The following is a 23488-nucleotide window of genomic DNA, read 5'->3' as shown; positions in this document are numbered from 1 at the left end:
GCCCAACCATGGCGCCGCCTTTCCTGCGCTTCGATGTCAGCATTTCATTCCAACCCGGCGGTGTACAAGGGACATCATGTCGGCTACTGTCTTTGCGAGCGCATCTCTGCGGAAAGACACATCGTGGCCGGCGATGCTGCCATAACGCGCCCGGGCTTCAGTAGCTGTTTCACCCCACTGGACTCGTTGCCTTGAAGTCGGGCAACCGCAGAGCAGACCGTGGCGAAAGACCGCAAATGGCCGAACTCGATCCGATGCGCGACGTGCTCGATCGATTGCCGGAGGCCGCTAAACCTTCTTGGGTGATTGGCAGAGACCGCTAGGTCGTCCGATCCTGCGACGTTCACGAAAACAGCGGCAAGGATTCGACGGCGGATTGGCGTCGACGTCGCGAAGGCGTGGTTCGACCGGTCCGCGCAGCAGCTTTCTCGTTGGTCGATCCGAGCCGGCGGTTCAGATCCGACAGCGCTCCGCAGACCGAAATGCGGGCTGGCACCTCGGTCAATACCAGTTCAAGCCGGTCCAGCAGTTCCGGCAGACTCACTTCACTCGCCCTCTTCCGTGCGAACTTCCGCTTCTGCATAAGGCCGCTCCCGTGTATCTGTCGACCACACGCGCTGGCGTCGACGTCACGCCAAATCGTCAGGATCCAGCGACATCTGTTTCCTCGTGTTTGCGTAAGCAGCACCGTCGGAGGAATCGCCCTTTGGCAACGGTGGCTCCAGCACATCGGGATGGAAAACCACATCCACACCGATCCGGACAAATCCATCATTCTCCCGCTTCGGGCCCTCGGCGCTTTTCGGAATAGCGATGCTGCCCACGACCTCCTCCGCCACCCTGTTCACGCTGCGTCAGCCAGCATCGAGTGACGACAGTCCGCCGCGGCGCACCGACACGCGTACTGCGCCCGAACGTCTTCATCCAGAGGATCGTCTGTCGCCAACAAATATTCAATAAACAGTTGTTCACCGGCCTCGATAGGCCAGAGTGTGTGGATGAAGATGCGACCAGCGTCTTCGATCGTCTCGCAGTTCGGTGCGCAGGCGTGATTCAGCCAGCGTGCACTGTTGCCACCGCGGCTCCCGTCAATCACGGACCCATCCGACAGCCCAAAAAGAAACGTATGGCCTTCGACGCCTTCGCGCTGGTGACGGCGCACCGCATTGCACCACAACGTGATTTCACCTTTGTACTGCAGCACGCGCTCGCCCGCCGCGAGCGGTTTCGTTGCGAACACGCCCTTGCCGTGAACTGGCGATCGCCGGACGATCACACGCCTCATGGTGTTCCCGCGACTGTTATGCACGTCAGTACAGAGGAGGCATAAAGCCGCATCCACACTGACGTGGATGCGTTATCCGCGTCAAGGTTGTGGCGACCGTACTGCATCGCAACTGGAAGTTCGTTTTGGCGCAATCAGCTGGAGGTTCGGAACCCAGTCGACTGAAGGCAGCGCCGGACTAGAAAAGCTGGGCGCCGAGCTCCCGCAGACTGTTCCACTTGACGGAGCTGACAAAGGTCCTGCCCGTCGTATCGAGAGACTCGATCATCGCGCGCTGTCCGCGCGCTTCGGCGATCACGCGCACGATGCGCGTGCGGTAGCGCAACAGCGCACCGATCGGTGGACACAGAGGATCCCGCCTGATCCGCGATCGTTTCTTTTCCATACGGGTATCTATATAGAAGTGCAGCGAATCGCAGGGGCCGCGGCACGTCGCGGCATCTCGCCACCGATGCTACCAGGCCGACTTGCCCAGGTCCAGGCTCGATGCACAATCACGTCCACTCCCTGTCGCCGGCCGACGGTAGGGGCGATGTGGCCGGCTGAGTACGGCCGGCAGGAACCCGGCCGACGGCTTGTGAACGGTCTCAGCCGCCGTTCACCGCATCCTTGAATGCCTTGCCCGCCGTGAACTTGACGGTCCTCGCCGCAGGGATCTGGATCTCGGCGCCGGTGGCCGGGTTGCGGCCGACCCGCGCGGCGCGCGCACCGGTGGAAAACGAGCCGAAGCCGATCAGTTGCACCGTCTTTCCCTTCGTCACCTCGCCAGTGATTGCCGCGATCACCGCGTCAACCGTCTCACCCGTCGCGGCCTTGCTTTCTCCGGTCGCCGCAGCGACTGCATCCACCAGTTCCTGTTTGTTCATTGATTGTTTCCTCGTTGAGTGAATGATGATGCCGACACCCTACCCGATCGGCGCGCCTCCGCGCAATCGGCACGCGACTGCAGGGGTTTCACGCCCCCGGTCCGCCTCCCGATGGCGGCCCGTCGCCGCCTGTCGCACCGGGCGCGCGCCTGTTGAAGGCGCCTGAGGACATTGGCACATGCAAGGTCAGGGACGCCGACCGCGAAAGGTCAACGGCCTGGGCTCTGCGCCGGAAGCCCGGCGTTCCCCGGGGATCGGCCGGCCGCGACCCTCGACCACGCCTCGGTCTGCCCCACGCCTTCTGTTGCTTGCGCCCGCGTCCCCCGCGGCTCCGGTTACTGCCGTCAATCCGGCCGCGCATCTGCCTGAAATGAGGGCCCGTGTCCGCAAACGAAGGGTCGGATAGCTCTGACTATCCGGGCCTTCATTTACACCATTTTTTGCGCTTCTCGATTCCTTATGCTCCGCAAGTCCTCGTCCTGGAACGGGTGGGGGCGGTGCCCGCCCGTGGCGCGGCGCGGCTGAAAAAACCCGCCGCGTGCCGGTGCAGTGACTATGATGTAGATGTGGTCCGTGCTAGCGACACGCGACCGCAAAACGGGGCAAGGCGGGGCTGGCGGGAGACTGGCCGCCCGTCCTTGCTCCGCCAGAACCGGGTCCGCTAAGGTGCGGGCCATTTTTTTGCGCCCTTCCAACCCTGATAACTCCACGCATCAGGATCGCGTTTAATGGCGAAAAGGCGAGATCCGCAGCTACTCGTCACGGTGCCTCCCCGTGCCCGAGGTCCAATTGCAATGGTGATAGTCGTAGTATCACCATTGCGTTTAATAGGCTGATCGGCGAGGTAACTAGTCGGCTCGTGCTTCAAAACTTTTTGGCAACGCGCCGAGAGACGGATGAACCTGCCTCGGTGCGGACAATAGCGGAGTGGCACTCTATAGCGTTCAGGTCAGAGTCCAGCCTACCTGCAGGCGTCTGACACCCTCGACTGGGTTTGGAGGCCGCTCAATCGGAATAACTCTGTGCATAGCGACACGTTTGCGCCTGACGCGGCCGACTCCTCAACCGCAAGAATTTGCGAACGCAGCGCTTTTTGAGCGATCGTCTTCTATAGTGTCCTCGTAAATCCCGTAGCCACGACTTCAGCGAGGTCACAGCTTCATTGTGCGTTACGTCTGCTCTGCTCACGATGCCCACATCGATCCCGCCAGCGGAAAACAAACGTCCAGACCGCTTCAGAATTGGGATTCAAGCGCGATCGCGCGTGCAAAACGTGCTGATTGACCGCAAGAAACGAAGGCAAAATGAAATCATCGTGAACTAGCCTGTCCAGCTTGCCAAGTGCAGACTTAAATATAGGATTCCGAATTTAATTTGGTATTGGAATCGAGCTTTTTCGCGCTGCCCCCTCCCTAGAACCAAAATTCTTGCTGTCTACCGCCTAGGCCCATCTGCAGCAGATCTTCGGGCGCAATTTCACACTGTGAAATATGAGCTGCGTTCTTTTTTGTGCGAAATGTGGTCCGTGTCGAAACTGCAGGCTTATTTGTGCGCCTACACCTATCGACCCCATAGAGAGTAGTGCCTTCAAACATATCGTCAAATTCCGATATATGATTCGTCTTGTAGCGATGCAGATGCGTGAACCGACCGGCGCCACATCTGTTTGTTGTTCATGATTTGAAACCACCCAGATGACGCTCGACATCGACGCGATCCACAAAGCGCTTGCCAACCCCGTGCGCCGGGAGATTCTCAGTTGGCTGCGGGAGCCGTACGCGCATTTCGCCGACCAGGAACTGCCGCTCGATCACGGCGTGTGCGCCGGCAAGATCGACGCGCACTGCGGCCTGTCGCAGTCGACCGTGTCGGCGCACCTCGCCGCTTTACAGCGCGCGGGCCTCGTCACGTCGAAGCGAGTCGGTCAATGGGTGTTTTTCAAACGCAATGAGGCCGTCATTCAGGCGTTTCTCGAGCATATGAACGCCGATCTCTAAGCGCCCATCCGCGTCGCCGAGCTTCTTTCATCATGTTGTTTTTTAAGGCCCGGGCCATGCGCCCGCCAGCAAAGGTGAACTCATATGCCGACTCTTTTTGACCCGCTCCAGATTGGCGACATCACGTTGTCGAACCGCATCATCATGGCGCCGCTCACGCGTCAACGCGCCGGCGAAGTCCGCGTACCGAACGAATTGATGGCGAAGTACTACGCCGAGCGTGCAACGGCCGGGCTGATCATCAGCGAAGCCACCTCGGTGACGCCGCAAGGCGTGGGTTACGCCGAAACGCCGGGCATCTGGTCGCAGGAACAGGTCGAAGGCTGGAAAATCGTCACGAGCGCCGTGCACGCCGCCGGCGGCAAGATTTTCCTGCAACTGTGGCACGTCGGCCGTATTTCGGACCCGTTGTTCCTGAACGGCGAGCTGCCGGTCGCGCCGAGCGCGATCCCCGCCCAGGGCCACGTGAGCCTCGTGCGTCCGGAGCGCGCCTATGTGACGCCGCGCGCGCTGGAACTCGATGAAATCGCCGGCGTGGTCGACGCGTTCCGCAAGGGCGCCGAGAACGCGAAACAAGCCGGTTTCGACGGCGTCGAAATCCACGGCGCGAACGGTTATCTGCTCGACCAGTTCCTGCAGGACAGCACCAACAAGCGCACCGACGCCTACGGCGGCCCGATCGAAAACCGCGCCCGCCTGCTGCTCGAAATCACCGACGCATGTATCGACGTATGGGGCGCCAACCGTGTCGGCGTGCACCTCGCACCGCGCCGCGACGTGCATACGATGGGCGATTCCGATCCGGCCGGCACCTTTGGCTACGTGGCTCGCGAACTCGGCAAGCGCAAGATCGCGTTCATCGCCGCACGCGAAGCGCTCGGCGAAGACCGCCTCGGCCCGCAACTGAAGAAGGTGTTCGGCGGCCCGTACATCGCCAACGAAAAGTTCACCAGGGAAACCGCGCAGCAAGTGCTCGACGCGGGTGAAGCAGACGCGGTGGCGTGGGGTCAACTGTTCATCGCGAATCCGGATCTGGTGCGCCGCTTCGCAACGAATGCACCGTTGAACAAGCCGAATCCGGCAACGTACTATGCGCGCGGCGAAACCGGCTACGTCGATTATCCGGCGCTGGAAACGGTGGAGTAAAAGCGGTGGAGTAACAGCGGTGAAGTAAGTTGCGGAGTCAGCAGAGGCATAGGCCGCTGCATTAACGCGGCTGGTTAGTGGAAGTACGCTGCAAAGACGCGCGGCGGGTGCGACCGGAGTGACATCCGGTGGCGCCCGCCGCGTTTTTTATGCGCTACCCGATGCAAACTCCGCGCGCACCGCCAGCTTCAAGCAAGATCGCGCCGCATGAACACACGTTTCGATTCGTCGAGTCCGCGGGCGACATGCGCGTCGCGCCGCTCGATCAACGCCGCGTCGAGTTCAGCTTCTTCGATATCGCGAAAGCCGAGCCGCCGATAGTACGGCGCGTTCCACGGCACCTCGCGAAACGTCGACAACGTGAGTTGCGTCAGCTGTTGCGCACGCGCGAGTTGCGCGACCTGCTCGATCAGCGCCGCACCGATGCGCTGCCCGGCATACGCCGTGAGTACATCGAGTTCCTGGACGTAGAGCCGCGTGGCCTGCGGCTCGAACATCACGAACCCGACGCATGTCTCGTCGGCTGCCACGGCGACGACGATCTGCTGCGCGGCGATCTTGCGGTTGACGAGGTCCACCTGCATCGGCCGCGCATCGGCGATACCGGCCATGCCGACGCTGACGAAGCGCTGGCCGGCGTCGAATTCGATCGTACGGACAGCGTATGCATCGTGCGGCGCGGCAAACCGGAAGGTGACGCTGGAAGCCTGTTGCATGGGCGTTTCGTGCGAACTTCTCTGAAGGACACGCGTCGATATTGACATCATCGCGGTGAAATAAACAAGTGCCCGCGCCGCCACGGGACTACACTCCTGAACACCTGAATTCCCCTTCGACTCAAGATGGATCTGATGCATCTGCTGCAGGTCGCCCTGCACTTCGACCAGCACCTCAGCGGCTTGATCGTGCAATACGGCGCCGCCGTCTACGCGATGCTGTTTCTCGTGGTGTTCGTCGAGATCGGCTTCCTGCCGCTATTCTTTTTGCCGGGCGACCCGCTGATTTTCATCTGCGGCGGCCTTGCCGCGACCGGCGCACTGAATGTCTGGATCGTGACCCCGGTGCTGTTCGCCGCGACCGTGGCCGGCAGCATCGTCGATTATGCGTTCGGCCGCGCGATCGGTGAGAAAGTCTATACCGCCGACTATCGCTGGGTCGACAAGAACGCGCTGCGTAAAGCGCACGCATTCTACGAAGCACGCGGCGGCCTGACCTTCCTCCTGTCGCCGTTCATTGCAGTGGTGCGCACCTTCGCGCCGTTCGTCGCCGGCGTCTCGCGCATGACGTTCGCACGTTTCGTGTCGTTCGTCACGGCCGGCGCGGCGCTATGGATCGTGTCGCTGGTGGCGGCAGGTTATCTTTTCGGCAACGTGCCGCTGGTGCGCGATCATATGAGTTCGATCGTGCTGCTGGGCGTGGGGCTCGGTGTCGGATCGTTGCTGGTGAGCGCACTGTGGCGTTTCGTCAACCGGCGGCTGCGCGCCGACTCAAAATCACGGAGATATCCATGACGCTTTCCGCTTTGCTCGTCTTTGCGCTGGCGCTGATCATCGCCGCCGGCACGCCCGGTCCCAGCATCGCCGCGCTGGTCGCGCGCGTGCTGACCAACGGCTTTCGCGACGTGTTGCCGTTTCTGGCCGCGATGTGGCTAGGCGAAGCACTGTGGCTGACCTGCGCGGTGGCCGGCCTCGCGGTGATCGCGCGCAGCTTCGGCACGGTGTTCATCGTGCTGAAATTCATCGGCGTCGGCTATCTGCTGTTCCTTGCGTGGAAGATGTGGCGCGCGCCGACCGACGTGAAAGGCAGCGAATTGCCGAGCGGTCAGTCGCCGTGGCGCATGTTCGTCGCCGGCATGTTCGTGACGCTCGGCAATCCGAAGATCATGATGTTCTATCTCGCCTTGCTGCCGACCATCATCGATCTGTCGCGCATCGGCACCGTCGCGTGGTTCGAACTCACGCTCACCATGTTGATCGTGCTGATGGCGGTCGATTTCGGTTGGGCGCTGCTCGCCACGCGTGCGCGCAAACTGCTGACCACGCGCGGCGCGGTCCGGCTCACCAACCGCGCCAGCGCCACGGTCATGGCGGGCGTGGCCGCCGCCATTGCGACGCGCTGACGCTCAATCGGGCGGCGCTGGCGGTGTAGCGGTTTGCGATACCGCCGCACGCAACGACGCCAGCAACGCCTGCCACCATTCGCCGTGCCGCAGCAGAAATACACGATCGGGGAAATGGTGGCGCGCCACGTGGTCTTGCGGCACCGTATCCCAACCGCGATGCTCGACTGTCACGCGCGTTTCGTCGCCGATTGCTTCGAAACGCACCTCGACATGCGTGTGCTGCGCGTCGGTAAAGCTGGCCTGACGCCAGCCGAACGCCAGACGCTGGCCCGGCTCCCAAACCGTGACGCGGCCGATCTCGAACACGCTGCCATCCGGCTGCGTTTCGACCAGGCGGCCATGCTCGCCGGATTCCAAAGGCAGTTCAAACGACAGCACGCCCGCGCCTTGCGGCGTGAACTGAAACAGCCCGTTCGGCCGCCACCACGCGCCGATCTCGCGCGTGAACACGTCGAACGCGCGCGGCGGCGACGCCGCCACGCGTAACGAGACCTGCACGCGCGCACTCATGCTTGCCGCTCCACATGCGCCTTGAGCGACAGCAATTGCGCGGACCACATCGCTTCGGTCTGTTCGAGCCATGCCTTCAGTTCGCTCATCGGCGCCGAGCGCAACACATAGAGGCGCACGCGCGCGTCGACGCCGTCATGCGATTCTTCGATCAACTCACTCGAACGCAGGACCCGCAAATGCCGGCTCATTGCTTGCGGGCTCAGGCCGGTGGCATGTGCGAGTTCACCGGCGCGCATTGGCTGCTGGCTGAGCAGATCGACCACCTGACGCCGGTTCGGATCGGCTAGCGCAGCCAGGGTGCGATCGAGCGATACGCTAACAGGCAGTCCCATGCGCTCACATCCATCCTTCGATCTTCAGGCCGCTCACCTGCTCGGCTTCCTCGCGCGACACCTTGCGCACGGTTTGGCCGAAGCTCCAGACGTGCCCTTCCGGGTCGCGCGCCGCGTACACACGGTCGCCGTAGAACTGATCCGCCGGCTCGCGCGTGATGACGGCGCCCGCGGCGCGCGCCCGTGCGCAATGCTCGTCGATGCCTTCGTGCAGTTGAACATGCACCGACTGCGTGTTCTTGCCGCCGATCGAGGCCGGACTCGCCGCGTCTTCCGACCACTCACGGCAGATCATCACGTAGCTGTCGCCGAAACGCATTTCCGAGTGACCCAACTGGCCGTCGCTATCCGTGACGACCAGCTGACGCTCGAAACCGAAGGCTTTTTCGAGCCAGTCGAGCGCGGCAAACGGGTCTTTGTAGTACACCGACGACCCCAGCGAAGGACGGTGAAGCGGATCGCTCATGACAGGCTCCTTTTATAAACCTCTCGGTTGATATTTAACATAATAGTTAAACAAATGAGCAAAGCAAGGAGGATGGCATCGCCAACTGTTCCTTCACAATAAAGATGAAAACAGAAGCAGCAAAGTTGCAAACATCTAGGACGTGGTAAACAAAAAACATCAAAATACGAAAGCAGATAGTAAGTTTTATCTCGAACGATGCCCGAACGCAGTTTGCCGCGATAACCCAGAGGATTGTTAGTGGAACGGGAACGGCGCAATGCGTTGGTCGCAGGCACGGCGAACGGGCCGTTCCCGTTCCGCTAACAATCCTCTGGGTTATCGCGGCCATCCGTCAGGCCCGTCAGGGTGCGAAAAACTGAGCGCATTCAGCCCGGCCTGTCAGGCGTCGAGCGGCCGAGAGTGCCCCTTCTCGGTCGATGCCTGACGTTGTGCGAACGCCCTCTAACCGGCGGGAACTGCCGTCGGCTCGACAACGCATTCGTGCTGGCGAGGCAGTGCGTGTCCAGTCACGTAGAGTGAGTTCAGTGGTGATCCCAGCGGCTGCGGTAGGCAAACTCTGACAAGGGTTTCAATGTCCGCGCACAACGAGACTATCGCCTTGCCGCTGTAACTCCACTTCATCTCCACATTTCCATCCCATTTTGCGAATCACCTCCTCCGGTAGCGAAAGCTGGGGGCTTCCGCCGAAGTCACCCGCAGTCAGCGTCGCGATATAGCCTATCGCGTGAAGCTCACATGCCGGCCAATGCTTCAAAAGCAACGCTACCAAATCGTCATCGGACTCCGGAAGCAGTAACCAACTGGCGCATACGCTTTCCGAATACTCGGACCACGCCCAGACCACTTGCTCATCCGTCGCGACACGCCCTGCTGCCCTCAAGCAGGCCTTCATGCGCTTGATTGCATCGGGAAACTCCGCAGCCAGACTCCGCATTTCCATCAATGACCGTCCCATCTGCGCCTCCACTCTCGCAGTCGCAATTGCAACATCGTCGCATATAACGGAATGCCGCAGCGTCACAAGCTCAGCACCGTTCTATTGCTCGCGCCCGATCACTGCTGCCCTGTCGCCCTGCCTTGCGTGCCTTTCCTCGACTGCCGCGCCGATACCGCCTGCCGCGTCGGCCGCGGAACGTGATGCGTTGCGTCGCGGCGGGCGTGTTTCAACAACAACGCGACCACGAACCGGATTGCGTGCCGTGCCTGCGATCATCGCAGTGCGCCGCTTCCGCTTCGCTAAAAATCCTCTGCATTATCGAGCACAATCTTATTCATCGTTCGCAAAACGGCTATTTCAGCTTTGATCATCAGTTGGTGGCAGGCGCTCTCACCGCTCCTTTGCTTTCAAGGAACTGGCGAAAATATATCAACCGCCTGGAAGATACCCTTTCTGATGATGCATGGGCGTTTGCGGCTCGGATGGTGTCACCGGATGATGTGAGCGATAAAGACATGTTGGTGTCCCGATGTCCTCCAGATGGCCCTTAAATTTGTCGCTGATGTAGACGAGTGGTCGGAGTACGATTCCCAATTCTTTTTGGGAATTTTCACGACAGGTTGCGCGAAGAGTCCGCGAGAACGATTGTGCAGCGATTGAGGATGCGCTTCGTTGGCAAAGACCGAGTTTGCAAAGAGAATTCTGCTTTTGTGGCGAGCTCAGACGCTTGGGGGGGCGAATCGGTCTGTCGTCTCTGGCGTCATCAAGTTCAGCGTGATCAGCCGATCGCGGTTCCACTGAAACGAGCCACGCCGCCCATGTTCGACACCGTATCGATAGTCGAGCTGCACGGCAGTCGACGGGAGTCGGCCCGCTAGGTTTCGAGTGCTGTAAAGCCAGAGTTCGGATCGGTACCCAAAATGGCCGGGCGAAGTGAACACGGGATAGGCCCGGCTCGCGGCACTCCTGCATGCGCCGCCTCCAGGCCCTCGACGAATCGGGGCGGCCAAAGTAGCGTGCACCGCCGGAGCGGACTCGACGACTTCCAGTACGGAGAGGTATAGATTGTCAACTAGAACCACCGCGATCACACGCCGCTGTTACTGTCACTTTTCTCCGAAGATTTCCAGTAACTGTGTGCGCAGAACATTCGTCACCCGATCGATATCTTTCGGAGTGAATCGGTCCATGTAGGCAACGGTCAACAATGTAAGCGGGTGGATTCCAAGCACTCCCGCTAACTTCTCGCCTTCATGCGCCATGCTATCGTTGCTCGTACTTGGCCTCCTTCTCGTCGAGAAGGGATCGTCGGGGCGCGATGACTGTTCCTTGTGACTGCGGAAATCATAGACCGAAGATTATGGAAACTGTCGCGTTTATCTCGACTGAGAACGGGGACGACTTGATTGTGTCCTTTGCGGTCATCGACCCAGCGGATCCGACTGAGATCGAAAGTCTCACCCTTCTGCGCACGCCGAAATACGAACACCTGCTGGCAGATTGGGAGCGAGGAGTGAGCGTTTCGTTTGAACGGTACGTGGAAGACGATGAGGAATTGCTGGAAGAACTCCACCTTGATAGAAAATCAGCCGTAGTTCGCCTGACAACCAGTCTGCGGAACTATGAGCTGGATCTTCGAAAGGTCGACGAGAGAGAGGTGAAGGCTATGCGAAAGGTGCTCGCCCGGATGAACTATGACCGCCGGATTAGGCTATTGGGCATCTAACGAGTTCTTCGATCAGACGACCGCAAGCCGGAAGTTTCGCCGTCCTTTCGCGCGGTCAATGACAGCGAGCGTCCAACATAGCTCATAGAGTTCCGTGGCGCGTCGTCACGCGGTCGCCAAGGACGCGAAACAAAGATCTATCTCCCTGTACAGGCAAGCGAGTACTCAATATCGCTCTCGCCACAGTCTTCTATCGCGTGTCGCCCGAGCGGCGCGCGCACCCCGGCGTCGATCGCCGGATGCGCGCAGGCGAACATAACTTCTCAGGCGGTCGTCGGGAATCTCAGCCGCGTGTCGAGCTGATGCCCGTCTGCTTTCCCGATTCCGGGCTTCTGCTTCGGTCCGAAGCGAAGGCTTCGGGTCGGCGGGGACCATTCGAGTTTCTCGGACGGCCGTTTACGGGGCGGAGCCGACGTCTGAACGTCCGAGCGACGCCACGGGCGATTGGCGCTTCATGGCCGAACCTTGCCGATCGTCTAGCGATCGAACGGTGTTTGCCGGGAGCGGCAGCACGCGGACACATTGCCTCCGTTCGGACCAACGTCACTACCCGTCCGCTTAAGCAGCGAACCGGCCTGAATCTTTTGACGCCCCTCTCCTGGTGCTGGGCCGACAAGTGCCCTGGTACGGCACGGTCTGTCAAGATGCGCACCGCCCCATCGAAGCGTTTGTGGTGAAAACACACACCGCATTTTTTGCCCTGAATACTCCGCAAACGATTACTTATACTCTGTGCACCTCTTTCTCCGAGGCGCATCGTATGCGGCAGGAATGGCTTGAATATCTCCAGCGACCTGGCTGGAACACTCCGATGATTTTGGCGCTTGCGTCAGGGGCAGTCGGCTCTATCATAACGCTCGCGTGGATCTCAGCAAGGGATGCCAGGGAGCGCAGGCGTCAGCGACGCGACACTGCATTGGAACTTGCGTTATCGCTGGAAAGCTACGCTCGAACCTGTCGGACAATGATGCATAAGGCCGCCTGGGCGGCATCGGAGCCGGTCGGCCCTATGAGCCGCGAAACCAGCAAGGGCGTGTCCATCCCCGTCTTTGCCTATCCGGACAAGCTTCAGTGGCACGTCCTGAGCCGCAAAGTTATCTCCGAGCTGCGCGAGTACCCGGCAACGGTGTACGCGGCTCGGGAGTATGTGGAAGCGTTCCGCGAATTCGGTGAGCCGATCGACCTTTGTGGCCAGGTTGAATACGAATGTGCAAAGGCTGCGATGGCAGCGTTAGCACTTGCTCGGACCACGCGTCGGCGGCACGGCGCCGCGACGTGGAAGCCGGGCGCCAAAGATTCAGCGATGGAGCGCGAACTGTCCGACTTCATCGCGAACGCTGAAGAAAAGCGCAAGGCGTCGCTCGAGCGTCGAACGGGGTCCACAGTTGGTCGGCGGGCTGACGTACAACCGTTCAATCAGGCGCTAAGCGCCTGAAACCTGGACCAGACAAGCGGATATCCCGAAAGCCTTTCAGGTTCTGGCCGGCCTCGCAATGGGGTGCCGTCAATAAACGGACGAAAACGTACGATAGCCGCAGCGCACAAGGCATTCGACAATGTGTCCTTTTCAGCCCAGTATGGCGCCCGACACGCAGTTGCGGCCGATCGCCTTGGCCTGATAGAGCGCCTCATCGGCGGCCTTCACCACCGAGGCAACACTGTCCGCCATCAGCCCTTGCCAGCTCGCCGCGCCGATGCTGACGGTAACCGCGCCTTGCTCGCTTGCTGCATGTTCGATATTCAGCGAGGCAATCGCGCGGCGGATGGTTTCGGCCATCGCCAATGCGCCCACGCTGTCGATACCCGGCAGCACCACGACAAATTCCTCACCGCCATAGCGCGCGGCGAGGTCGCCCGACCGGTGAAGCTGTTCGGCGATACATTGCCCCACTTTCGCTAGTACCTCATCGCCGGCCTGATGACCATAAAAATCGTTATAAGCCTTGAAGCGGTCAAGATCGACGAACAGCAGGGAAAGTGGGTGCAGCGTGCGCAGCGCACGACGCCACTCACGATCGAGCCGCTCGTCCAGGGTCCGGCGATTGGGAAGCCCCGTGAGGCTATCGGTACTTGCAAGTGCCTTCAGCGCCGATTCGGCCCGTGTTTTTTTGCCTAGGGAAGAAGCGAGCAATGCCGCCAGTCCGACAAAGACAATGCCGAACACGAGCATGACGACAGCAACCTTGACGGCGCGCGCGCGCCACTTCGCATAGATGTCTGTCTCGGCCGGGGCCACTTCCATAATCAATGGAAGTCCGGGCAGATGTTTGAATTGATAGAGGCGGCGGACGCCATCGATCGAGGCCGTGTCCGCAAACGAGCCTTCCGGCTGGGCCATCATTTTCGTGAATGGCCCTGTTCCTCTGAGGTCGCGACCGATCAGTTTGGGATTGTAAGGGCCACGCATGACGAGGAAACCGTCGGTGTGAATGAGCGCCATCGTGCCGTGCGGTCCAAGCTCCAGGCCCGACAGCAGCTGGTGAAAGTATTCGGTGCTGACCGCGCCGATCACGATGCCAAGGAACGATCCATCCGTATCCGTGATGCGTCGGCTGAGCGTGATTACTATGTCGCCATTCAGCATTCGCGATGCGTGCGGAGGACTGACGTAGAGGCCCCAGGCCGGATGATCGCGTTGCACCTTGAAATAATCCTGTTCGGCCACACTGGCTTTCGACGGGCGGTCCGTGCGCGAGTCCATCACGATATTGCCGGCCGCGTCGGTCACAAAGATGGCCCCCAGGTACGGCGCACTCGCCGAACGATCAAAGAGCACCTCCCGCCTGAGCGGCGCTGGCGCGGCCATCACGTCCGGCCGCTGCACGCCATCGACCACCGCCTGCAGCGACAGGTCATATAACTCGACATTGCGGGCGATGTCCCGCTCGATCACCAGGAGCGTGTTGCGCGACGAATCGGATGCATGTTCCATCGCATCCTGGCGACCGCCAAACAAAATGGCGGCGCAAACGGTCAGCATGGCGATGGCCACGACGATGCCGCTGCCGATCACGATGCGCGGCGAGCTGACCAGGGCAGACAGACGATGTTCAGCATCACCTGCGGACAGCGGGTCCTCTCCGGCAGCTCTTCCCGCCCCGGGGACTGAGCCGAGGACAGCGGCATGAAGCCGTGCCGGAATGCCGGTCAGCAGCTTCAACACCCGCCCCGCACTTTCCGTCATGGTCGGCCCTTCTTCCGCGATCAGTGAATCGATTCGACTGGCGTGCGCCCCAGCGAACAGCCAGCGTAATGCGCCTGAATTGTAATACCATTTGTTCGCCACCAACGTCTGTGGCACGACAGCAGGAGATTAGCAGCCGATACTGCTGAATAACGTGCCCATTCCGACACAATTCGACACCCCACTGCCGGCCGGATGGTGCGCTGCGGCTATCGTCCGTAATGTGATGGTCACCCCCGCCCCGCGAGTGCGCTAGGCTTGCGACGTCAATTCTGGACTGGAGACCATCATGCAAGACGTGACACTGGTTGGCATCGATCTGGGCAAGCACAGTTTTCATCTGCATGGACAAGACGGGAAAGGAAAGGCGGTGTTTCGCAAGAAGCTGGGGCGCAAGCAGCTGATCGAATTTTTCGCCACGTTCCACTCATGCATGGTGGTGATGGAAGCCTGCGCGGGTTCGCATCACATGGCACGCAAGCTGGCTTCGTTCGGCCATCAGGTCAAACTCATTTCGCCCCAGTTCGTGCGGCCCTTCGTCAAGAGCAACAAGAACGATTTCGTGGATGCCGAAGCGATCTGCGAAGCGGCTTCCCGCCCTGCCATGCGGTTTGTGACGCCGAAGACGGAATCGCAGCAAACCCTGTCGGCTTTGCATCGCGTCCGTGACTCGATGGTGCGGGACCGCACGAAGACCAGCAACCAGATGCACGGCTTCCTGCTGGAGTTCGGTATTAGTCTGCCGGTCGGGCAGGCCGTCATCAGGCGCCTGCCGGCTGTTCTGGCCGAGCACCCGCTACCGCCGCATCTGGTTGCAATCCTTGAGCGTCTGCACGCGCACTTCAAGTACCTCAGCGAACAGATCAGCGAGATCGACAAGGAGATGGCCCGCCAGCTGGCCGACGACGATCTCGGCCAGCGCCTGCTGACAATCCCGGGAGTCGGCCCGATCACAGCAAGCGTGCTGGCAGCGGAAATAGGCGACGGCAAGCAGTACGGCTGCGGCCGTGACTTTGCGGCGTCAGTCGGGCTCGTACCTCGGCAATACAGCACTGGCGGGAAAGCTAATTTGCTGGGCATTAGCAGGCGCGGTGACAAGAACATCCGGCGCCTGCTGGTTTTATGTGCGCGAGCTTACATGCGACAGGTTGATAAGCGCACCGGACGCCTGGCCGAGTGGGTCCGCGCGATGCTGACGCGACGGCATTCAAACGTCGTTGCCTGCGCGCTGGCCAATAAACTGGCCCGAACGGCGTGGGCGATCACGGCCCGCAATACCGTGTTTCACGCTGGGTCGGCTGACTCTCCGGCTTGACCGAGCGGCCTTACTTTCACTTTTACGAATCACCCAACTGGTTTTGCGACGACTGAAAATTGATGACGTGAACGGCACAGTGGCCTGGCGGCAAACCTGATCAAGAAACAAGTCTTCGAGACTGTGTCCGTTTTTAGGACCGTCAGGCGCAAATCTCATCGTGGCGCGGGGAAGCTATCCCCAAAACGACGCCGAATAGATTTACGCAAGCCAACAACGACATCGACAAGCAGTCTTGCAAAAATGGGGGTGACCATAGATTTCTTGAGCGCACCCCTAATCGGACGCACTATCCGTTGCTTCCAGCGTTTGGTGTCCAGAGCCCTCAACGCCGTTCAAACCGCGCCTGCCCCCCATGCGAGGAATCCACCGTCCACCGGAAGCACGATCCCGTTCGTATATCCAGCTTCCTCCGACGCCAAGTAGCAGACGGCCGCGGCGATTTCCGACGTCGTGCCGTAGCGCTTCATGGGAATCGCATTTGAGTATTCGGCACGGAACTCTTCGCTGTGGAGTGCCTTAGTCATCGGCGTATCAACTGGACCCGGGGCGATTGCGTTAGCGGTGATGCCGTAGTCACAGAGCTCCACCGCCATCTGGCGCGTTAAAGCGATGACAGCCCCTTTCGACGTGCCGTAGGCCGTGCGTCCCTTACCGACCGCTCGCATGCCTGCCACCGAAGCTATATTGATTATGCGGCCCCAGCGGTTCTTAAGCATCAGACGCGCGGCGTGTTGGGAGCATAGAAACGCGCCAGTTACATTGACCTGCATGGTTTTGAGAAACGTGTCGAGGGGATAGTCTATGAATGGCACCAGCTTGGCAATGCCGGCGCCGTTCACCAACACGTCGCAACGCCCGTGCGTCCTGTCGATCGCATCGAACGCAGCGGCAATCGATTCGGCGCTTGAGACGTCCATCTCCGTAGCCGACACTGACAGGCCTGCGCGCCGGAAGCTTGACGCCGCTTCCTCAGCGGCGTTTTTGTTGATATCGGCAAGAACGACGTGATAACCACGTTTTGCAAGCTGTTCTGCCGAATCTGCACCGATGCCCATTGCGCCGCCCGTGACCACTGCGACGCGACTTGCGTCTTTTTGCTCCATCTGCTCCACCTTGTCCCCTTTTGATGTAAGACGCTATGCGGCATCGACTGCGATGCCCGGAAGCGTCGAACGACGGCGCTGCGCGCCATCCCGTGTGGAGATTATTGGAGCCTAAGCGGACAAGGTCAAAGGATAATAAGGCTGCAGATTGTGAAAAAAAGTCACACTCGGTACATGGATCGCGGCAAGAAAGCATGCTAATGAGGCTTCATCCCTCCATTTGCTGTAACTCGTTCCTCAGCCATTCCACCAAGGCGACGGTTTTCGACTGACTCTCCGCATGAGGAGCAACCCACAGCACGAGGCTTACAGGGCCTGGGACAAAGCCAAACGGCGCGACAAGACCAGCTGAGTCCAGTTCGTCTCGGACAAGCATTCTCGGCACTGCAGCGACTCCCAATCCGCACTTAGCGGCCTGAATCTGAAGATAGAAATGATCGAACGATTCAGCGATTTCGGGCGGGTTTTCCAGCACAGTCGAGGTCGCCTTGTACCAGTCGGCCCACGCGGACGGTCGCGTATTGGTTGCTAGAAGCCGCACACGCTGCAGGTCGCTCGGTTTTTTGATCCGGTGTGTGCGCATGTACTCGGGCGAGCACACTGCGCCGATCCATTCCTCAATCAACGGAACCGGGGTGACGCCTTTCGGTACCGGGATGGAGGAAAGCCGTATCGCCACCGTTATCTTGTCTCGGGTAAAGTCGATTTCGCCGTGACCTGTGTTGAAACTCAGCTCGAGCGATGGGATCGCATTTTTCAGCTTTGAGAGGCGCGGCAGCAGCCAGTACATCATGATCGAAGCCGAGCACGAGAGCGTCAACGGACCCGGCTTGAGCTGATCGACGGTCTTTTGGATAAGGTTGAACGCCACACTCAGGCCTTCGGCCATCTGCGCGCCTTCGGGCGTCGGCTCCGTCGAGTGTGCATTGCGTGACAGCAGCAGGACACCCAGTTGGTCTTCAAGCGCACGGATATGTCTGCTCACCGCACCGTGAGTCACGCTGAGTTCTTCAGCGGCAGCGCCGAAACTTCGTAGGCGCGCCGTGGCTTCAAAAGCTCGCAGCGCATTCAATGAAAGACGAGGCACATGGGCTCCTATTGGGCCCGAAGCCCACTGCTTGCGGAAGCGGCCTATTGTGAGTTTTTCGCTCGGAGTCGAGAAATCATATCGTTTGATGTCGCAACACGTCAAATCTATATTCTGGTCATCCCCCGGCTAAAGCGCATGCCGCCACGGCAGGTCCATGCGCCCGGTTTCAGCTCGAATACCCAGGACGAAGAGTCAAACATGGTCGAAATCTCCCATCAAAGAGCGGAATTCACTGCGCGCTATTTCGTCGAAAGCGCAGTGCCGATTGCAAAAGCCGCAGAAGTCATTGCGGGCGAACAGTCTAGCGGAACGTTTCTGTCGCTCCCGGGAGAGACTGATGCCCTGAAAAATCGTGCCCGTGCTCGCGTAGTGAAGGTGGATTCGCACCCCCCTGTTCTCGAGCCGTCGCTGCGCAGTGCTCACGTCGAACGGAAGGGGGCGCCGAGTGTATATTATCGAGGCGAAATCGAGATCGCCTTTCCGGTGGACAACATTGGCGCCAATCTGCCCACCCTTTTATCCACTGTAGCTGGCAACCTGTTTGAGTTAGGGGAAGTGACAGGGCTGCGCCTGCTTGACGTCGATCTGCCAGCGACGTACGCGGCGCGGTTCCCGGGCCCTCAATTCGGTATTGGCGGAACCCGTGACTTCGCCAAGGTCTACGACAGACCAATGATCGGAACGATCATCAAGCCGAGCATTGGTTTGCTTCCGGAGCAGACGGCTGAAATCGTCGATAGTCTTTGTGCCGCAGACATCGACTTCATCAAGGATGACGAGCTGCTCGCTGACCCAACATACGCGAGCTTCGATGAACGTCTCGCAGCCGTCATGCCGGTCTTGCATCGACACGCCGACCGCATGGGTCGCATGCCGATGTACGCGATCAACATCTCCGGCACAATCGACGAGATGCTCCACCGACACGATGCGGTTCTACAGGCCGGCGGTACGTGCGTGATGGTTTCCATTAATTGGGTTGGTTTTGCTGGCGTCGAGCATCTTCGAACGCATGCCCAATTACCTATCCACGGCCACCGCAACGGCTGGGGTGCGTTCACGCGCTGCCCGCAACTCGGGTTCTCCTTCAAGGCGTTTCAGAAGCTGTGGCGACTTGCTGGAGTGGATCAGTTGCACGTTAACGGCATTCGCAGCAAGTTTTGGGAGCCAGATGCATCCGTCATCGATTCGGCCAGTGCCTGCCTGGCACCGTTCGCGGGTGTGCAGCCGTTGATGCCAGTTTTTTCATCGGGCCAGTGGGCGTCTCAAGCCCCTGACCTGTACGCTCAGCTGGGCTCCGTGGACCTGATGCATCTGGCCGGCGGCGGAATCATCGGACATCCGCATGGAATCGCCGCGGGTGTTGCCAGTATGCGAGAAGGGTGGGAAGCAGCAGTCGAAGGAGTAGATCTGAAAACCTTCGCGGAGTCCCGACCTGCGCTGCGTGCTGCGCTGTCTCACTTCCAATCGGCGTAATCCAGGATGAGTGCAAAAGCTGAACAATCCGACGCGGCATTGCGTCTGGCTTTCTACGGCGACGACTTTACCGGCTCGACTGACGCTCTGGAAGTCCTGGCTTTCGCGGGGCTGCGGTGCGCCCTTTTCTTGACAGCGCCTTCGTCCGAAAGACTGTCGCAACTCGGCGGATTTGACGCTATCGGTGTCGCAGGTGACAGTCGAGGGATGAGTCTGTCCGAAATGGACGCGTCGCTTCCATCGGTATTCGGGGCTCTGCGCGCCCTGAATGCTCCGATCCTGCACTACAAAGTCTGTTCAACTTTCGATAGTGGCCCAGCGATCGGAAGCATCGGAAAAGCTCTGGAGATAGCCCGCGCTGGAATCACCAGTACGCCAGTTCCGATTGTTGCCGGTACTCCAGCATTAAAACGCTACTGCGCCTTTGGCAACCTGTTTGCCCGATCCGGTACCGATAACAAGACTTATCGAATCGATCGCCATCCGATCATGAGCGTCCACCCGGTCACACCGATGGTCGAGGGGGACCTTTTGCGTCATCTGGCGCTGCAGACAGATTTGCCTCTGTCCGGCATCTTCCTGCCCAGTCTGGAAGGCGCTCGCGAAGAAGTGGACCGGGCGTGGTCGGAAGCAACTTCGAGGGGCGACGCGGGAATCTTGCTCGATTCAGTCACGGAACGTCATCTGACCGAAGTCGGTCGCATCCTTGACGGCTACGCTTCAACGGTCGGTCCCATATTTACCATTGGCTCGTCCGGGGTCGAGTATGCGCTGACCCAATGGTGGCGTGAACTCGGGAAGCTTCCCAATACGCAGCGATCTTACGACCATATCGCGCCCACGAGTCAAATTCTTGCCATCTCTGGCAGTGCGTCACCGCTGTCTTCCGCACAGATTGACACGGCGATCGCCGCAGGCTTCGCCGAGATTGCCATCGATGCAAAAGCGCTTGTTCGAGAAGACTGTTGGCAGCAAACAGCTCAAGATATCGTCGGCCGTACGATTGCACTGCTCAGCTACGGGCGCAGTGTCATTATGCACACTGCCCGCGGGCCACGCGATACACGCATCGCCGAAATGCTTGAGTACTTCACCGCCGACGGACTGACCCAAGACGACGCTCGTCATCAAGGCGGTCGATTGTTAGGCCAACGGCTTGGCGCGGTCGCGAATGCTGTTCTCGAGGCCACTCATTTGCGCCGCCTGGTTCTTTCAGGCGGCGATACGTCGAGTCAAGTCACACAAGTTCTTGGGCCCGACGCGCTTGAGATTGACGGCCGCCTCGCCGCAGGCGCGCCATTGTGCCGGGTGCTTTCCGATAAGTCTCATTTGCGAAACCTACAGCTTGCACTCAAGGGCGGCCAAATGGGCGACGAGAACTTCTTTGTCATCGCCCGGGACGGCACCACAAGATAATCGCCGCGTCCCGCGGCGCAGCCACACTTCTTCACGTCGCAAAGTAGATGCTAACGGGAACCGCGACTTAAGGCGCGTTCCCGTTGGTCAATCAAGAAGTCGGAGAACGGCCCGACGCTTAGGCGATTGCCAACAGGATGGACTTGGCACGGAGCCGCGCGCAGCAAGTCTCTATCGCATAGGTTCCCTGTACAGATCGAGACCGACCGCAATGTCGTCACATCCGAACACGGTAGTTGCTCATTTCCCTAAGCGTCGTCATCTCGGGCCCGCTTCGATTCCTCATCTCTTCCGCACATAGTCTTCCGCAACCTGAAACTTTTCATCGATGAACAGAAACCGCTCCACGAAAATCCTTGCGACGCTCGGACCTTCAAGTTCCGCCGAGAGCCTGATTGAGAGCCTGTATGTCTCCGGCGCCGACGTTTTCAGGTTGAACATGAGCCACGGCAGTCATGCGGAACAGGCTCAGCGACTGCAAGCAATTCGCCGTATCGAGGCCCGACATGGTCGTCCGATCGGCGTGCTGCTTGATCTGCAAGGGCCGAAGCTGCGTGTGGCGCGGTTCAAAGATGGGAAGGTCGATCTGCGGCCAGGACAGACCTTCAGCTTTGACCTTGATAGCGCGCCCGGTGACGAGTCGAGGGTCTGTCTCCCTCACCCGGAAATCTTCGCAGTCGCGGCGATCGGCGATACCTTGCTCGCCAACGACGGCCTGCTGAAGTTCAAGATTGTCGATTCGTCGCTTACCCGCATCACAACCGAAGTTGTCATCGGCGGCATCCTTTCGGACCGAAAGGGCGTCAACGTCCCGAGCGTGGTCCTCCCCATTCCAGCACTGACCGATAAGGACAAGCAAGACCTCCAATTTGGCCTGGAACAAGGCGTAGAGTGGATCGCACTGTCTTTTGTGCAGCGGGCAGAGGATGTGCGCGACGCGCGTAATCTGATCAAAGGCCGGGCTAAGATTATCGCCAAGATCGAGAAGCCGTCCGCCGTTGATTCGATCGAGGAAATCATCGAGGCTTCTGGTGGAATCATGATTGCGCGTGGCGATATGGGTGTTGAACTGCCACCCGAGGAAGTCCCGGTAATCCAGAAGCGAATCGTAGGTTTATGTCGAGAGGCCGGAAAGCCTGTCGTTGTAGCAACGCAGATGCTGGAGTCGATGGTGAACTCTGCCGTGCCCACGCGAGCAGAGACGTCCGACGTAGCGACGGCCGTTTTTGACGGCGCCGATGCCGTTATGCTGTCCGCGGAGTCCGCGTCAGGTGCCTTCCCCGTCCAAGCGGTTTCGATGATGAATAGGATTATCGAGCACACAGAGAATGCGCCCTCGTATCGCCAACTGCTCAAAGCAGTCAGGCCGCCCGCCTCTGCTGACGCACCGGAGGCGATTAGCGCAGCGATCTTTACCATTACCTCAATGTTGTCGGTCGCAGCAATCGTCGCCTACACCACTTCCGGCGCGACTGCCGCGCGGATTGCTCGCGAACGGCCAACCTCCCGCATCCTGTCGCTCACTCCTGATGAAGCCGTTGCGCGTCAACTTACGTTGACCTGGGGTGCCTGTCCTTTGCATGTCGACGATGCGGAGAACGTTGAAGATATGGTCACGAAGGCCACGGCGGCAGCGCATCGGATCGGTGTCGACCGCCGCAAACCGCTCCTGATCGCAGCAGGTGTCCCGTTTGGCACGCCCGGCATCAGTAATCTGCTGAGAATCGTCTACCCTTCCTGATCTTTCATTCATACGTCAGGGCATGGGGGCGCGCTGCGCGGGCCCCCATGAGTTTCGGCAAGGCGCTGGTATCCGCCATGGTAACGAAAGCACGGAATCTCAAAAAACCACGACGCGGACCGGCGCTGTCAAAACAGATGCTTCTTCCGCTTCTCTTGCCGCTTATCAAAGACCTGTCTTTAGTCTCGCACCTCGCCCTTGCTTCGTTTCAATCCGGCCACGGCAGCCAGCATCTGCTATATCAACTCATCCGAACAACATATCTGTCATATTTGATGTGGAAAGAGGGGCTGGGCGCCGGCACCTATCAGCTTTACTGCGACGCTGAGCGCGAGATAGAGGCCATCGCGGCTGTTCGCGCAGGCGGCGGGCCGTGGACACTCAGTGAGGACGCTAGCTCTATACTCGAGAAGATCGTATGTATCTACGACGTCCAGCTTAGCGGCATATCCGGGGGGCTTTTCACACGATGCCACGCTAAGTTGGAACAGCTCCTTGGCATGTTGGTAGTCCGATCCGGGGAAGCCTTGCTGCAGTGCGATCACACCGGATGCGCCGATAGAACTACCAGGGACTGATCGTCCATCGAGCGTGTTGTATCGGCACAGGCGAGCTTGTTGCACCGCACCCGCTGTGGTTCTCCAGTTGATACCGGCGGCAGCGCCACTGAAGCCGTGTCCAGATCCGCGCTGGCGATAGTTTCTTCGCAGCATCTAATCGCATTATCAACTTATCAACATCGCCAACGATCGCCTGAAACGACTTCC

General features: G+C 59.7%; 25 protein-coding genes. 12 read left to right on the top strand and 13 right to left on the bottom strand.

What is annotated here, in order from left to right; genetic code table 11:
• Positions 1-343 precede the first annotated feature (343 nt).
• From AC3WOG_RS28320 to AC3WOG_RS28300, 5 genes are all read right to left on the bottom strand, one after another.
• Entirely contained in the window at positions 344-583 is a 240-nt protein-coding gene (locus tag AC3WOG_RS28320; RefSeq protein ID WP_492581141.1) for a hypothetical protein, read from the bottom strand.
• A 46-nt stretch (positions 584-629) separates the two neighbouring features.
• On the bottom strand, positions 630-824 hold the full coding sequence (locus tag AC3WOG_RS28315) for a hypothetical protein (protein ID WP_492581140.1): 195 nt from the start codon (positions 822-824) through the stop codon (positions 630-632).
• A gap of 20 nt (positions 825-844) precedes the next feature.
• A complete protein-coding gene (locus tag AC3WOG_RS28310) occupies positions 845-1285 on the bottom strand; it encodes an SET domain-containing protein (RefSeq protein ID WP_492582477.1) in 441 nt (146 codons plus the stop codon).
• A 178-nt stretch (positions 1286-1463) separates the two neighbouring features.
• Positions 1464-1670 (bottom strand): hypothetical protein, encoded by a 207-nt coding sequence (locus AC3WOG_RS28305; RefSeq protein WP_492581139.1) that lies wholly within the window; start codon positions 1668-1670, stop codon positions 1464-1466.
• 202 nt (positions 1671-1872) lie between these two features.
• Positions 1873-2175: an HU family DNA-binding protein gene (locus tag AC3WOG_RS28300; RefSeq protein ID WP_492582476.1), complete on the bottom strand. Its 303-nt coding sequence runs from the start codon at positions 2173-2175 to the stop codon at positions 1873-1875.
• A gap of 1670 nt (positions 2176-3845) precedes the next feature.
• On the opposite strand from AC3WOG_RS28300, the gene AC3WOG_RS28295 reads away from it, so the two are divergent.
• Both AC3WOG_RS28295 and AC3WOG_RS28290 read left to right on the top strand, forming a co-directional pair.
• Positions 3846-4148 (top strand): ArsR/SmtB family transcription factor, encoded by a 303-nt coding sequence (locus tag AC3WOG_RS28295; protein ID WP_492581138.1) that lies wholly within the window; start codon positions 3846-3848, stop codon positions 4146-4148.
• Between the two features lie 84 nt (positions 4149-4232).
• Positions 4233-5294, top strand: a complete 1062-nt coding sequence (locus tag AC3WOG_RS28290) for an alkene reductase (protein WP_492581137.1) — start codon at positions 4233-4235, stop codon at positions 5292-5294.
• Positions 5295-5482: 188 nt separating this feature from the next.
• Here AC3WOG_RS28290 and AC3WOG_RS28285 read toward each other — a convergent pair whose 3' ends face one another.
• A complete protein-coding gene (locus AC3WOG_RS28285; RefSeq protein ID WP_492581136.1) occupies positions 5483-6010 on the bottom strand; it encodes a GNAT family N-acetyltransferase in 528 nt (175 codons plus the stop codon).
• Positions 6011-6136: 126 nt separating this feature from the next.
• Between AC3WOG_RS28285 and AC3WOG_RS28280 the strand changes: the two genes are divergently transcribed.
• Complete coding sequence (locus AC3WOG_RS28280) at positions 6137-6805, top strand: VTT domain-containing protein (RefSeq protein WP_492581135.1); 669 nt, start codon at positions 6137-6139, stop codon at positions 6803-6805.
• The gene (locus AC3WOG_RS28275; protein WP_492581134.1) at positions 6802-7413 is read left to right on the top strand and encodes a LysE family translocator; all 612 of its coding nucleotides are present in this window, start codon (positions 6802-6804) and stop codon (positions 7411-7413) included. The genes AC3WOG_RS28280 and AC3WOG_RS28275 overlap by 4 nt, the downstream gene beginning before the upstream one ends.
• 3 nt (positions 7414-7416) lie before the next feature.
• On the opposite strand, the gene AC3WOG_RS28270 is transcribed toward AC3WOG_RS28275, so the two are convergent.
• The 4 genes from AC3WOG_RS28270 to AC3WOG_RS28255 form a co-directional block, all read right to left on the bottom strand.
• Positions 7417-7926 (bottom strand): SRPBCC family protein, encoded by a 510-nt coding sequence (locus AC3WOG_RS28270; protein WP_492581133.1) that lies wholly within the window; start codon positions 7924-7926, stop codon positions 7417-7419.
• Positions 7923-8261: an ArsR/SmtB family transcription factor gene (locus tag AC3WOG_RS28265; RefSeq protein ID WP_492581132.1), complete on the bottom strand. Its 339-nt coding sequence runs from the start codon at positions 8259-8261 to the stop codon at positions 7923-7925. Before AC3WOG_RS28265 ends, AC3WOG_RS28270 begins: the two co-directional genes overlap by 4 nt.
• A gap of 4 nt (positions 8262-8265) precedes the next feature.
• On the bottom strand, positions 8266-8727 hold the full coding sequence (locus AC3WOG_RS28260; protein WP_492581131.1) for a VOC family protein: 462 nt from the start codon (positions 8725-8727) through the stop codon (positions 8266-8268).
• Between the two features lie 571 nt (positions 8728-9298).
• Positions 9299-9685: an AbrB/MazE/SpoVT family DNA-binding domain-containing protein gene (locus AC3WOG_RS28255; RefSeq protein WP_492581130.1), complete on the bottom strand. Its 387-nt coding sequence runs from the start codon at positions 9683-9685 to the stop codon at positions 9299-9301.
• A 203-nt stretch (positions 9686-9888) separates the two neighbouring features.
• On the opposite strand from AC3WOG_RS28255, the gene AC3WOG_RS28250 reads away from it, so the two are divergent.
• From AC3WOG_RS28250 to AC3WOG_RS28240, 3 genes are all read left to right on the top strand, one after another.
• On the top strand, positions 9889-10218 hold the full coding sequence (locus AC3WOG_RS28250; RefSeq protein ID WP_492581129.1) for a hypothetical protein: 330 nt from the start codon (positions 9889-9891) through the stop codon (positions 10216-10218).
• 809 nt (positions 10219-11027) lie between these two features.
• Positions 11028-11393, top strand: coding sequence for a hypothetical protein (locus tag AC3WOG_RS28245; RefSeq protein ID WP_492581128.1), 366 nt, complete (start codon positions 11028-11030; stop codon positions 11391-11393).
• 673 nt (positions 11394-12066) lie between these two features.
• Positions 12067-12828, top strand: coding sequence for a hypothetical protein (locus tag AC3WOG_RS28240; RefSeq protein WP_492581127.1), 762 nt, complete (start codon positions 12067-12069; stop codon positions 12826-12828).
• A 132-nt stretch (positions 12829-12960) separates the two neighbouring features.
• On the opposite strand, the gene AC3WOG_RS28235 is transcribed toward AC3WOG_RS28240, so the two are convergent.
• Positions 12961-14436: a GGDEF domain-containing protein gene (locus tag AC3WOG_RS28235; protein ID WP_492582475.1), complete on the bottom strand. Its 1476-nt coding sequence runs from the start codon at positions 14434-14436 to the stop codon at positions 12961-12963.
• Between the two features lie 430 nt (positions 14437-14866).
• Here AC3WOG_RS28235 and AC3WOG_RS28230 point away from each other — a divergent pair, with 430 nt between their 5' ends.
• On the top strand, positions 14867-15892 hold the full coding sequence (locus tag AC3WOG_RS28230) for an IS110 family RNA-guided transposase (RefSeq protein WP_492581126.1): 1026 nt from the start codon (positions 14867-14869) through the stop codon (positions 15890-15892).
• A gap of 335 nt (positions 15893-16227) precedes the next feature.
• Here AC3WOG_RS28230 and AC3WOG_RS28225 read toward each other — a convergent pair whose 3' ends face one another.
• Together AC3WOG_RS28225 and AC3WOG_RS28220 are read right to left on the bottom strand one after the other, a co-directional pair.
• Entirely contained in the window at positions 16228-16998 is a 771-nt protein-coding gene (locus tag AC3WOG_RS28225) for an SDR family NAD(P)-dependent oxidoreductase (RefSeq protein WP_492581125.1), read from the bottom strand.
• Between the two features lie 208 nt (positions 16999-17206).
• On the bottom strand, positions 17207-18085 hold the full coding sequence (locus AC3WOG_RS28220; protein ID WP_492581124.1) for a LysR substrate-binding domain-containing protein: 879 nt from the start codon (positions 18083-18085) through the stop codon (positions 17207-17209).
• Between the two features lie 201 nt (positions 18086-18286).
• On the opposite strand from AC3WOG_RS28220, the gene AC3WOG_RS28215 reads away from it, so the two are divergent.
• The 4 genes from AC3WOG_RS28215 (at position 18287) to AC3WOG_RS28200 (ending at position 23299) form a co-directional block, all read left to right on the top strand.
• Complete coding sequence (locus tag AC3WOG_RS28215; protein WP_492581123.1) at positions 18287-19564, top strand: ribulose-bisphosphate carboxylase large subunit family protein; 1278 nt, start codon at positions 18287-18289, stop codon at positions 19562-19564.
• A 6-nt stretch (positions 19565-19570) separates the two neighbouring features.
• Positions 19571-20980, top strand: a complete 1410-nt coding sequence (locus AC3WOG_RS28210) for a four-carbon acid sugar kinase family protein (protein WP_492581122.1) — start codon at positions 19571-19573, stop codon at positions 20978-20980.
• Between the two features lie 328 nt (positions 20981-21308).
• Complete coding sequence (pyk, locus tag AC3WOG_RS28205; protein WP_492581121.1) at positions 21309-22721, top strand: pyruvate kinase; 1413 nt, start codon at positions 21309-21311, stop codon at positions 22719-22721.
• 47 nt (positions 22722-22768) lie between these two features.
• Positions 22769-23299, top strand: coding sequence for a hypothetical protein (locus tag AC3WOG_RS28200; RefSeq protein WP_492581120.1), 531 nt, complete (start codon positions 22769-22771; stop codon positions 23297-23299).
• Positions 23300-23488: the final 189 nt, after the last annotated feature.

The organism is Paraburkholderia sp. FW306-02-B (assembly GCF_058782725.1).
Note: the sequence above shows the minus strand (reverse complement) of the source record. Positions and strands in the feature narration are given on the sequence as shown.

Excerpts from the sequence above, each read along its gene's own strand:
- AC3WOG_RS28320 (WP_492581141.1), bottom strand. The coding sequence starts at position 583 with ATGCAGAAGCGGAAGTTCGCACGGAAGAGGGCGAGTGAAGTGAGTCTG.
- AC3WOG_RS28310 (WP_492582477.1), bottom strand. The coding sequence starts at position 1,285 with ATGAGGCGTGTGATCGTCCGGCGATCGCCAGTTCACGGCAAGGGCGTG.
- AC3WOG_RS28305 (WP_492581139.1), bottom strand. The coding sequence starts at position 1,670 with ATGGAAAAGAAACGATCGCGGATCAGGCGGGATCCTCTGTGTCCACCG.
- AC3WOG_RS28295 (WP_492581138.1), top strand. The coding sequence starts at position 3,846 with ATGACGCTCGACATCGACGCGATCCACAAAGCGCTTGCCAACCCCGTG.
- AC3WOG_RS28290 (WP_492581137.1), top strand. The coding sequence starts at position 4,233 with ATGCCGACTCTTTTTGACCCGCTCCAGATTGGCGACATCACGTTGTCG.
- AC3WOG_RS28285 (WP_492581136.1), bottom strand. The coding sequence starts at position 6,010 with ATGCAACAGGCTTCCAGCGTCACCTTCCGGTTTGCCGCGCCGCACGAT.
- AC3WOG_RS28280 (WP_492581135.1), top strand. The coding sequence starts at position 6,137 with ATGGATCTGATGCATCTGCTGCAGGTCGCCCTGCACTTCGACCAGCAC.
- AC3WOG_RS28275 (WP_492581134.1), top strand. The coding sequence starts at position 6,802 with ATGACGCTTTCCGCTTTGCTCGTCTTTGCGCTGGCGCTGATCATCGCC.
- AC3WOG_RS28270 (WP_492581133.1), bottom strand. The coding sequence starts at position 7,926 with ATGAGTGCGCGCGTGCAGGTCTCGTTACGCGTGGCGGCGTCGCCGCCG.
- AC3WOG_RS28265 (WP_492581132.1), bottom strand. The coding sequence starts at position 8,261 with ATGGGACTGCCTGTTAGCGTATCGCTCGATCGCACCCTGGCTGCGCTA.
- AC3WOG_RS28260 (WP_492581131.1), bottom strand. The coding sequence starts at position 8,727 with ATGAGCGATCCGCTTCACCGTCCTTCGCTGGGGTCGTCGGTGTACTAC.
- AC3WOG_RS28255 (WP_492581130.1), bottom strand. The coding sequence starts at position 9,685 with ATGGGACGGTCATTGATGGAAATGCGGAGTCTGGCTGCGGAGTTTCCC.
- AC3WOG_RS28245 (WP_492581128.1), top strand. The coding sequence starts at position 11,028 with ATGGAAACTGTCGCGTTTATCTCGACTGAGAACGGGGACGACTTGATT.
- AC3WOG_RS28230 (WP_492581126.1), top strand. The coding sequence starts at position 14,867 with ATGCAAGACGTGACACTGGTTGGCATCGATCTGGGCAAGCACAGTTTT.
- AC3WOG_RS28225 (WP_492581125.1), bottom strand. The coding sequence starts at position 16,998 with ATGGAGCAAAAAGACGCAAGTCGCGTCGCAGTGGTCACGGGCGGCGCA.
- AC3WOG_RS28215 (WP_492581123.1), top strand. The coding sequence starts at position 18,287 with ATGGTCGAAATCTCCCATCAAAGAGCGGAATTCACTGCGCGCTATTTC.
- AC3WOG_RS28210 (WP_492581122.1), top strand. The coding sequence starts at position 19,571 with ATGAGTGCAAAAGCTGAACAATCCGACGCGGCATTGCGTCTGGCTTTC.
- pyk (WP_492581121.1), top strand. The coding sequence starts at position 21,309 with ATGAACAGAAACCGCTCCACGAAAATCCTTGCGACGCTCGGACCTTCA.
- AC3WOG_RS28200 (WP_492581120.1), top strand. The coding sequence starts at position 22,769 with ATGAGTTTCGGCAAGGCGCTGGTATCCGCCATGGTAACGAAAGCACGG.